Raw genomic sequence first — 10,323 nt, 5'->3', positions numbered from 1 at the left:
ACACAGCTAACACAGCTAGAGGCTTTTTCTTTGCCTGCGGGAAATGAGAGTCTGGAAGCGATGGAGGGCAGATTTGAAGTTTATAATTTGTCTATTTATCTCTCATCTGCTCTCAAAATCAAGTTTTAATATATTAAAAAACAGAATATTTGATAAAATAATGTTTTGGTCTGATTAATTATAAAAATGAGATTTAGCACTATGAAAAAATTATTAATGTCGAGTCTGTTATTAGTGGCTTCTTGGGGTTTTGCAGCTGATGATATTGGTATGACGGCACAAGAGGTCTATGAGTTAAAGACAAAAAATGAAACGGCGGTTTTATTCATTGATGTCCGTGATCCTGTTGAAATCATGTTCGTTGGAAGCACCGATGTTGTCGATCTAAACATTCCCTTTATGACGGTTGATCGCAACAGTTGGAATGATGAAAAGGGCGTGTTTCAACTCAATAAAAATACCGATTTTGCAGAGCAAGTTGAAGAGGCGTTAACCGCTCGTGGTCTTTCAAAAGATACGATGGTTGTAACGATGTGCCGTTCAGGAAGTGAGCGCGGTAAGCCAAGTGCGGATGTGCTTCGCGAAGCAGGCTTTAACAATGCACACTACGTGATTAATGGTTTCCAAGGGGATGTGATTAAAGAGGGTGAGCAGAAGGGATTTCGCTTGCAAAATGGTTGGCAAAATTCCAACTTACCTTGGGGGCAGAAAATGAGTGGTGATAAGATTTATCGCACGGATAAATAATGGATAGAGATTAATCCTTAATTTAGAGAGCCTGCAACAACCGTTGGAGGCTTTTTTATTTTCTTGTAAAATAGGCTAATCCTCACATCTCACAAAGTTATCTTGTATAATCGTTCTATGAAACAGCAACCCATTATTTTAAATGCACTCGAGGCATCGCTTGAGGGCAATATATTGATTGAGGCGTCGGCAGGGACAGGAAAAACCTATACGATCACCTCACTTGTGCTTCGATTTTTACTTGGGCTGACCGAAAAAGAGCGTCCATTAAAGCTTGAAGAGCTACTGATTGTTACCTTCACGAATGCCGCTACGGCTGAATTAAAAGAGCGAATTTTTAAGCGTATTGTTGAGAGTAAAGAGTGTTTAATCTCGCAAGAAGTTGAGGCCTTTGATGAGACGCTCGTTACACTGCTTGAGCCTTTTCTTTTTGATGAAGCGGCCCGAAGAGAAGCGATTCTTCGTTTAATTGAAGCTGAGCGTACGATTGATCAGGCGGCAATTTTCACAATTCATGGATTTTGTCAGCGAATTTTAAGTCAAAGTGCCTTAGCGACAGGACTTGAGTTTGAATTTGAGCTAAATAGCGAGCTCAATGACCTGCTTGAAGAGAGTTGCCGCATTGTATGGCGTAAAGATTTTTATCGGTTTAATCCTGAACTTGTGGCATGTGTTCTTGATTATTTTGGCGAGCCCGTTGCGAATCGAATGGATGCGCTCCCTTTTGCAAAGAGTAAATCGCTCTTAGGAACGGTGCGCCCTTATATTCAAAATCCAAAGTTGTTTGAAGATGAGCCCAATTTAATCACCTCGTTTGAGGCGCTTGATGCCGGTCTTCACGAATATCAAACGAAGATGGCGACGCTTAAAGAGAGTTGGAAAACCTTTGGGGCAGAGGCCGTTGCGATTATTCAATCCTCGGGCATTGATAAGCGCAGCTATTCCGCAAAAAACCTGCCTAATTGGGCTAATAAAGTCTCCGATTTCTGTAATGAAGCAGGGTTTAATTATCCAGATGAACTATCGCGTTTTTCTCAAGAGGCATTGTATGAGAAGACGAAAACAGGGGGCACGCCTCCTGAGCATCCGCTTTTTAATTTAGTTGATCAGTTTTTAGCGTTTGCCCATGCCTTTAATCTCGAAAAACGGCTTAAACTCTATGCGGCGTATCGGGTTTATAATGAATTTGAGGTGCTTAAACATGATGCGGGCGAGCTCAACTTTGATGATATTTTAATTAAACTCGATGGCGTGCTCGCAAAACGTCCAGAGCGGCTTTTAGCCCATGTGCGCGAACAATATCAAGCGGTGATGATCGATGAGTTTCAAGATACGGACTATTATCAGCTCTCAATTTTCCAGACTCTATTTGGTGAGGCGAACCAGATCCCCTTTATCATGATCGGGGACCCGAAACAATCGATCTATAAATTCCGTGGCGCTGATATTTATGCCTATCTCAGTGCTAAAAAAGGTGTCGATCTTCACTATACACTCGATACTAACTATCGTTCCTCCTCGAAGATGATTGAGGGTGTGAACCACTTTTTTAAAGGATCAGTCAATCCCTTTTTAGAGGAAAACATTCCCTTTTATCCCGTTAAGTATCCTGAGAAAGCGCTAGCCGAACATCTCTATTTAAAGGGAGATGAAGAGGTGGGGATGCGCTTTTTTAATCTATCGGCAGAGGTAAATCGTGAGGAATATACCGAGTTTTATGCCAACTTTTTTGCCGATGATGTGGTGGAGCTTCTCTATCATGGTGAGATTGAAACTAATGGGGCTCGACGCAAAATTATTCCGGCAGATATTACCTTTTTAGTTCGCAGTGTTCATGAAGCTCGGGTGTTAAAAGAGGCGCTTTTTAAGCGAAATTTAAATGCGGTCTATCTCTCGGATCGAAGCAATGTATTTCATTCGGAAATGGCCGATGAGCTTGCGCTTTTCTTAGAAAGTCTGCTCTATTTTCGTGATTTTTCTTTAACAAAGCGCAGTTTTGCTTCACTTTTGTATGGATTGTCGCTTGATGAGTATTTTGAGGTGATGAGCGATCCCGAGCGTTATGAAGCGATGCTTGAAGAGCGTCATGAGCTTAAAGAATTATGGGATCGAATTGGTGTACTTGGAATGGTACGTCATTTTATGATGCGGGGCGATCGACTCGCGCGCTTGCGGGTATTGCCCGATGGTGAGCGCCTAATTACCGATCTTTTCCACCTTGCAGAATTGCTCCAAGCGCAAAAAATGGCAACCGATGAGTTGTTACTCGCGTGGTTTAAAGAGGAGCGCGAGCGCGGAGAGACGGAAGAGGTCTATCACCAGCGGCTTGAGAGTGATTTTGAGGCGATCAAAATTCTTACCTATCATAAATCTAAAGGGCTTGAATTTCCCATTGTTTATCTACCATTTGCGGTGAGCCCCGTGAGTTATCGCGATCCGGTCTCCTATTATGATAAGGAAAAAGAGCGGATTCGCTACAGTTTTACCCCATCGGAAACGATTAAAGAGCAGATTTTAGATGAGGAATTTGCGGAAGCGGTGCGCCTTTTATATGTGGCGATGACTCGTAGTAAATTCCATTGTCGCGTGGGTTTTGCGAGCCATCTCATGTCCCGGCGTTCAAGTGTGACGCATCAAAGTGCGATCGGCTCAATTTTGGGGTTAACGGAGGTAAATGCAACGCTTCCTGAAACGCTCATCAAGCCGGGTATTATTGATATTACTGAGGTGCCTGAGCATATTTTAGATCGAGTATTTGAAGAAAAAACGGCAGAACCTGAGTTAAGCGCTGCCCGCATGAATCGCTATATTCCTAATATTTGGCGCTTTACGAGTTTTTCGCATCTTTCGTATAAAGCGGAAGTGACCCATTTCCAGGACGAACGTTTTGATGAGATGCCGATTCAGGAGGAGAAAAATCCCGATCAAACCGAAATTCAAACGCCGCTCCCAAAGGCGCAACTTCATTTCCCGAAAGGGGCGGTTGCCGGAACATTCTTACACGATCTTTTAGAGAATTATTCACCGCTTGAGCTCGGTGATGAAGCGATTTTAAGCGAGGCGATTAAGCGCTCACCGCTCTATCTATCTCTTGCCGATGAGCTCGATTGCGCAACGCTTGATCTTAAAGATTGGTTTGTCGGAATCTTGCAAACGCCATTAAATCAAGACGATGAAATGATGACGCTGGGTACGATTTTATCAAACGATCAGCACACCAATGAGCTTGAATTTTTATTCCCCATTCGCCGCGATATTACTCCAGAGCCGATCAATCAATTTTTGATGGAAAATCGTACGCGGACACGCCCGGCAAAGCTCACATTTAAAGCGCTCACGGGGATGCTAAAAGGGTTTATTGACCTTACTTTTATCTGGCAAGGAAAATATTATATCTGTGACTATAAGAGTAACTTTTTAGGGGAATCTTGCGAGGATTATCAGCAAGAATCGATGCAAACGGCGATGGATGAGGCCTATTATGATTGGCAATATCTGCTCTATACCGTGGCGCTGGTGAAGTTTTTGCGCCTTAAACATCCTGAGTTTAATTATGAAACCGATTTTGGTGGCATCTATTATCTCTTTTTGCGCGGAATGCGAGGTGATGCGAGCGGCGATGGTATTTATCATCATAAACCGGCGTGGTCTGTGATCGAAAAGATCATGGATTATTTTGATGCGAAGTAAGGATTGATTATGATGAAAGAGACAATTCTTGCTATGGTTACCGCGCATTTTCAAAATAGATCCTATGCAGTCGGGACACTCTTCACTGATTGGGAAAATCCATCCGGTGGCGAGTATTATTACGCAACATTTAGCCAACAGGATCAGAGCGATCAGCGCTCATTTGTGCGCGAAGTGCCGGTTAAAATTGCGATTTTAAAGCAGATTCCAAAGTCGATTAAGATAGATGTGATTTTAATTAATAATTGTGTTTATGAGCGCTCGCGTTCGGGGCAATATGGCGTTGGGCTCTATCTTTATGATTATCTATTGCGCAAAATTCCGGTGATTGGGCTGACGAAAGAGAGTTGTGGCGGGCATCGATTTATCCATAAAAATAGGTTTGATAATGGGGAAGTTTTTTATTCAAGTGCGGTGGGCGTAAAATCAAGTTGGGCGGCAAAAAAAGTAGCACTACTTCCGGTTGATCACGATTCCGTTGCGCTTTTAAGCGAGCTAACAGACGCATTACAACACTATATTGAAAAGGAGAATACCGATGCTAACCAATCAATTTGCCGTTAATTATGGTTTGGAGGCCGGCGTATTTTCTGAGCTCGATTATTATTTTGCAAAACTGATTGGAGAGCAAAATAAAGAGTTACAGCTTCTTGCTCTATTGGTCAGTCGCGCCTATCGATTTGGGCATACGCTCGCGACGTTTGATTATCTTAATGCACCAGCAAAATGGTTCAGTGAAGAGCCTGATGAAACGGTGCGAAACTTAGGATTTGAGCTGTTAAAAGAGGCTAATCTCTCCCTAGAAACCGATTGGCGTGATATCGCGCTTGAGAGTCCTGCATTGATAAAAAGTGAGTGGGGTATTTACCTTGCTAAAAATTATCAGCAAGAGGGGAAACTCGTTGAGTTTGTGCTAAAGCATCAGGTGGATACTCAATTTTCAGAGGAGCGTTTAGTACGTTTTCAAGGGCTTTTAGACCGTTATTTTAGCACAAGTGATGCACAATCTGAGATCGATTGGCAAAAGGTGGCGGCGGCTAATAGCTTGATTCAATATTTATCGGTTATTTCTGGTGGGCCTGGAACCGGAAAAACGACGACCGTATTTAAGATTTTAGCGATTTTACAGGAAGCGGCGAAAGAGAGCGGGCAAGCGCCACTTAAAATGGTGTTAGCCGCGCCTACAGGGAAGGCCGCAGCGCGATTAACAGAATCGATTAATGAGCAAAAAGCGCAGGCATTAACGGAGATTGAGAACGATATCTTAAAGCAGATTCCGAGCGAAAGTTATACGATTCACCGCCTGCTTGGGATTCATCCCATTAGTAAAAAAACACGCTATCATGCGCAAAATCCGTTGACGCTTGATCTCCTTGTTGTCGATGAGGCGTCGATGATCGATCTCCAGCTTTTTGTGGATCTGATTGAGGCGTTACCCGCTCATGCGCGCATTATTTTCCTGGGTGATAAAGATCAGCTTGCCTCGGTTGAAGCAGGCTCGATTATGAGTGAACTTGCCTTTACGGAAAATTATACTAGTCGTCATAGTCAAACGATTGAGGTGCTTACGGGCGTATCGCTTCCGGTCAATTCGGAGATTTATCCGGCGAATTATTTCTCTTTGTTAAAGAAAAGTTACCGGTTTGATGATGCCTCGACGCTGGGGCGATTGGCCAAACGGATCAATACTTATACCCATAATTATTTTGATACTCAGCAGAAAATTCGTGATGTGATGGGGATTTTAACGAGCCATGATCCGCTGATTGGGTACCACACGCTCCCGATTGAAGAGAGCGTCTTATCTACGGAATTACGCGCTTTTTATCAGCCCTATCTTGATGCCATTCTCGCCCCAAATAGTACGAAACAAGCGATCTTTTCAGCGTTTAACAGCGCACGCGTATTAGCGATTCAGCGGCGCGGGGATTATGGAATCGAGCGCCTTAATCACCTTATTGCTAAAACGCTCTTTCCGACCACCTACAATATGGCGTTTTATCATGGGCTCGCCATTATGATTGAAGAAAACGATTATGAATATGGACTTTTTAATGGGGATATTGGGCTGATTTTAGAAGAGGAAGGGCGACTACGGGCATTTTTTGAAATTGATAACGAACTTCGCGCCTTTTCGATCCATTCCTTACCGCAGTTTAATCACGCTTTTGCGATGACGGTGCATAAATCGCAGGGAAGTGAATTTGAGCGGGTGATACTCTTTTTAGCCGAATATGAGTCGGCCTTTTTAAGTACCGAGCTTTTCTATACAGGGCTTACCCGGGCGAAAAAAGAGGCGATTATCTTTAGCTCCGAAGGGGCAATTCGCGCTTCATTAATGCAACGGGCGCAGCGGTTTAGTGCCATTCAAAAACGGCTTTCGGTCGCGCTTAAAAAGCCAGAGTTTTTAGCGGAACAGGCTAAAGAGGGGCTGTCAAGCGAGTTGCAACTTTCGCTTTTTTAACGGTATAAAAAATCCCTCAGAGGAAGTCTCATGAGGGATTTTTGACTTATTGATTGTATTTTTATCTGGTTAATGAGTACACCTGTTACGCGGTTTCGCCAAAATATGCTTCCACTTCCGATAGAGCGGGCACCGATGATTGCGCGCCTTTTTTCGTTACTACAAGAGCGCTGACTTTCGCGGCAAACTGTAACGCCTCACGGGTTGGAGCGCCTTTTGCCAGCATATAGGCAAATGCGCCAATATAGCTATCGCCCGCGCACGTGGTATCAACGGCATTGACCTTATGAATGGGGATATGCAGGGCTTCATCGGCTTTGACAAAGTATGATCCATGCTCTCCAAGCGTGACAATGAGTGCCGGAATTTTATGCGCTTTTTGCAACATTTTCGCCGCAGCAATCGCCTTTTCGGGCGTGTTGGTGGGAAGACCACTTAAAATCGCGAGCTCCGTTTCATTCGGGACTAAATAGTCGGTATTTTGAAGCAGCTCATCGGAGAGTTTTGCCCCGGGCGCCGGATTTAAGATCACCGTTTTTCCATTGTCTTTGGCATATTTCGCGAGCGCTTCAACCACCTCAAGCGGGATCTCAAGTTGAAAGATAATGATCTCTTTTTCGTCGATCACCGTTTTAATCGTATCGATATAATCGGGCTCAAAGTGAAAGTTTGCCCCGGAGTTGACAATAATATGATTATCGCCATTTTTCGCGACCACAATGTTGGCAATCCCCGTTGTGAATTTGTCCGTCATCGCAATACGATCAACGGCGACACAGCCATTATGCTGCAGATTGTGTTTTGAAGTGCGCCCGTAATCATCATCGCCCACAACGCCCATTAGCTCAACATCCGCGCCAAGCCGACCAGCAGTAAAGGCTTGATTCGCCCCTTTTCCGCCGAAATGCGTTTCAAAATGCTTGGCAAACAGCGTCTCCCCTTTGAGCGGAAGATGCTCGGTATTAAAGACTAAATCCACGTTAATGGAGCCAATTACAAGAATTTTTTTCATGAAATCTCCTTAGGCTGCAGGGTCTGATTCGAGGGTAGGGCTCGGGATAATAAATGAGACTAAAAACGCCACAATCGTGATAATTAACCCAAGCATCATACCGTTATAATAGCCTACTATTGAATCCTCCGCGAGAAATTGCACCGCTGGAAGAAGCGCAAAACTTAAACCCGCGCCAAGGTGAAACGCCGCTGCATTCATGCCGGGAAGAAAGCCCGGATTTTCTTTCGGGGAGAGCACAACGCCAAGACCATTTAAGATAATATTGGCCGTTCCTGCATAAGTGATCCCTAAAAGGAAGGTCATGCCGGCTAAAACGGGGAAGGAAGAGAGTCCGTATTGCATCATAATAAAGACGCCGATGGCACTCCCTAAAAGCCCGAGTCGAAGGATGCGATTATAGCCCAATGAAGGCGCTAAACGTCCCATAAAAGGCCCAACCGCCCAGCCAACAAGTGCGTAGGGGGTTAGCAGAAGAAGAGCCGATTTATTAGCGGTAAATCCAAAGCCAAAATCACTATTTTGCGCCAGCGAAACGGCAAGTCCATTGACCACCGCAAAAATCCCGGTCATGGTGAGAATGGTGGTAAGAAGGAGCGCCCACGTTGAACGGCGTTTTAAATGGGGAATGGTGACGAGCGGTTCAGCTTCGCTTTTTTCAGTGCGGAGGAAGAGGATAAAGGCGACAATGGCGATGATCATCGAGATCACGATAAAGCCCCAGTTGGTATCGGCAAGTTTTCCTGCTTGATTGAGCGCCATTAAAAATCCAGCAAGTGAGGCCACTAAAAAGCTGACGCCTTTCCAATCCATGCGTTGCCCCTTTGAAGGTTTTGATTCAGGCGTGCCTTTGGCAATAAAAAAGAGTGCGATAATGCCAACGGCAGCGATAAACCAAAAAACGGGACGAAAGCCAAAGTTTGTGGCGATATAACCACCTAAAAAAGCATCAATTCCCGCAATGCCCCCATTAACTGCGGTAACAATTCCCATCAGCATGCCGTAGCGTTTAGGGTCATCAATTTCATGATGGAGCATCAATAGACAAAGCGGCACCACGGGGCCGGATACCCCTTGAATAATCCGCGCGACAAAATAGAGCTCAACGTTAGGGGTGATCGCCGCTAAAACGCCGCCAATGGTGGTGATGGCAATCAGGCTAAAGAGCATCTTTTTGCGCCCAACGATATCACTTAATCGGGGCACAAAGATTGAAAAGAGGGCCGCCGACATAAAAAAGGCGGTCTGCGTTAAACCGATCGTCGCTTCATTGGTATTTAAACTTTCAGTAATGGTGACGAGCACCGGATTGAGCATACTCGCATTGAGCTGGAACGCCATACAAGCGACCAAAAGCGCGATCATTAAGGGCACGACGCTTTGGGATTTTTCATGAACGGGGGCGTGACTCATGCATCCACCTCACCGATTCGCTCTAATGCATCGACAATCAGATCCCAGAAATAGCCATGATCGAGTTTGACCGCCACTTGTGTATGGCAATCGGGCTCGGGAGGATTTCTAAAATCGGCCACAGTCATGCCTAAGGTTAAAGTGCCGGTCAGTTCAATATCCACGGGCACTTTGCGCGTTGTCATTACATTTGGGTCGATCACATAAGCCACAGCGCATGGATCGTGGACAGGGGGATGGTCAAAGCCTTGCGCTTTTTTATACATTTTGCCAAAGCATTCTAATAATTCCACCACAAATTGAGCGGGCTTTGTGCCGATCGCGCGGATTTTCTCCACCACTTCCGGCGTTGCAAGCGCTTGATGCGTTAGATCGAGTCCCACCATTGTCAGCGGCCATTTTTCATTAAAGACAATGTGCGCCGCTTCTGGGTCGATTTTGATATTAAACTCAGCGACGGCGCTCCAATTCCCAACGTGATAGCCACCGCCCATAAGGACAATCTCTTTCACCCGCTCCACAATGCGCGGCTCTTTGCGGACCGCCATCGCGATATTGGTGAGCCCGCCGGTGGGCACAAGCGTCACCGTTTTTGGCTCATGACTCATAATGGTGTCGATAATCAGATCAACAGCGTGACGCGGATCAAGCGGCAATTCCGGCTCGGGAAGTTCTGGTCCATCAAGCCCCGATTCACCATGAACGCTTGGTGCAATTTCAATCTCGCGGACAAGTGGACGCACACATCCTGCGGCAAAAGGCACGCCGGTAATATTGGCAATTTTCGCAATGGAGCGCGCATTTCGCGTCACTTTTTCAAGGGTTTGGTTGCCCACAACGGTGGTCACCGCAAGGAGTTCGATATTGGGATTTCCATGGGCAAGCAGAAGGGCAATGGCATCATCGTGGCCAGGATCGCAGTCGAGAATAATTTTACGCGTCATGATTATTTCCTCTTAAGTTAGCTATAAATCGGCATAATATCTATTATAGTAAA

7 protein-coding genes are annotated in these 10,323 nt (G+C 45.1%); 4 read left to right on the top strand and 3 right to left on the bottom strand.

Annotated features, from left to right (window positions below):
* Nucleotides 1-201 precede the first annotated feature (201 nt).
* The 4 genes from OXI21_RS09740 to recD all read left to right on the top strand — a co-directional run bounded on the left by OXI21_RS09740 (nt 202) and on the right by recD (nt 6,901).
* Complete coding sequence (locus OXI21_RS09740) at nt 202-747, top strand: rhodanese-like domain-containing protein (protein WP_279619385.1); 546 nt, start codon at nt 202-204, stop codon at nt 745-747.
* A 117-nt stretch (nt 748-864) separates the two neighbouring features.
* The gene (gene recB, locus OXI21_RS09735; protein WP_279619384.1) at nt 865-4,437 is read left to right on the top strand and encodes an exodeoxyribonuclease V subunit beta; all 3,573 of its coding nucleotides are present in this window, start codon (nt 865-867) and stop codon (nt 4,435-4,437) included.
* 9 nt (nt 4,438-4,446) lie between these two features.
* Nucleotides 4,447-5,001, top strand: coding sequence for a hypothetical protein (locus OXI21_RS09730; RefSeq protein WP_279619383.1), 555 nt, complete (start codon nt 4,447-4,449; stop codon nt 4,999-5,001).
* Entirely contained in the window at nt 4,976-6,901 is a 1,926-nt protein-coding gene (recD, locus tag OXI21_RS09725) for an exodeoxyribonuclease V subunit alpha (RefSeq protein ID WP_279619382.1), read from the top strand. The genes OXI21_RS09730 and recD overlap by 26 nt, the downstream gene beginning before the upstream one ends.
* 85 nt (nt 6,902-6,986) lie before the next feature.
* On the opposite strand, the gene rbsK is transcribed toward recD, so the two are convergent.
* The 3 genes from rbsK to OXI21_RS09710 are packed head-to-tail and all read right to left on the bottom strand — an operon-like array spanning nt 6,987 to nt 10,270.
* Nucleotides 6,987-7,913, bottom strand: coding sequence for a ribokinase (gene rbsK, locus OXI21_RS09720; RefSeq protein WP_279619381.1), 927 nt, complete (start codon nt 7,911-7,913; stop codon nt 6,987-6,989).
* 9 nt (nt 7,914-7,922) lie between these two features.
* Complete coding sequence (locus OXI21_RS09715; protein ID WP_279619380.1) at nt 7,923-9,326, bottom strand: MFS transporter; 1,404 nt, start codon at nt 9,324-9,326, stop codon at nt 7,923-7,925.
* A complete protein-coding gene (locus OXI21_RS09710) occupies nt 9,323-10,270 on the bottom strand; it encodes a nucleoside hydrolase (protein ID WP_279619379.1) in 948 nt (315 codons plus the stop codon). The genes OXI21_RS09715 and OXI21_RS09710 overlap by 4 nt, the downstream gene beginning before the upstream one ends.
* Nucleotides 10,271-10,323: the final 53 nt, after the last annotated feature.

It is taken from the genome of Ignatzschineria sp. RMDPL8A, from assembly GCF_029815055.1.
Lineage (GTDB): Bacteria > Pseudomonadota > Gammaproteobacteria > Cardiobacteriales > Wohlfahrtiimonadaceae > CALZBJ01.
This window is presented reverse-complemented; position numbering and strand designations above follow the sequence as displayed.

Bases quoted from the DNA above. Each gene is read 5' to 3' on its own strand.
- OXI21_RS09740 (WP_279619385.1), top strand. From the start codon at position 202: ATGAAAAAATTATTAATGTCGAGTCTGTTATTAGTGGCTTCTTGGGGT.
- recB (WP_279619384.1), top strand. From the start codon at position 865: ATGAAACAGCAACCCATTATTTTAAATGCACTCGAGGCATCGCTTGAG.
- OXI21_RS09730 (WP_279619383.1), top strand. From the start codon at position 4,447: ATGATGAAAGAGACAATTCTTGCTATGGTTACCGCGCATTTTCAAAAT.
- recD (WP_279619382.1), top strand. From the start codon at position 4,976: ATGCTAACCAATCAATTTGCCGTTAATTATGGTTTGGAGGCCGGCGTA.
- rbsK (WP_279619381.1), bottom strand. From the start codon at position 7,913: ATGAAAAAAATTCTTGTAATTGGCTCCATTAACGTGGATTTAGTCTTT.
- OXI21_RS09715 (WP_279619380.1), bottom strand. From the start codon at position 9,326: ATGAGTCACGCCCCCGTTCATGAAAAATCCCAAAGCGTCGTGCCCTTA.
- OXI21_RS09710 (WP_279619379.1), bottom strand. From the start codon at position 10,270: ATGACGCGTAAAATTATTCTCGACTGCGATCCTGGCCACGATGATGCC.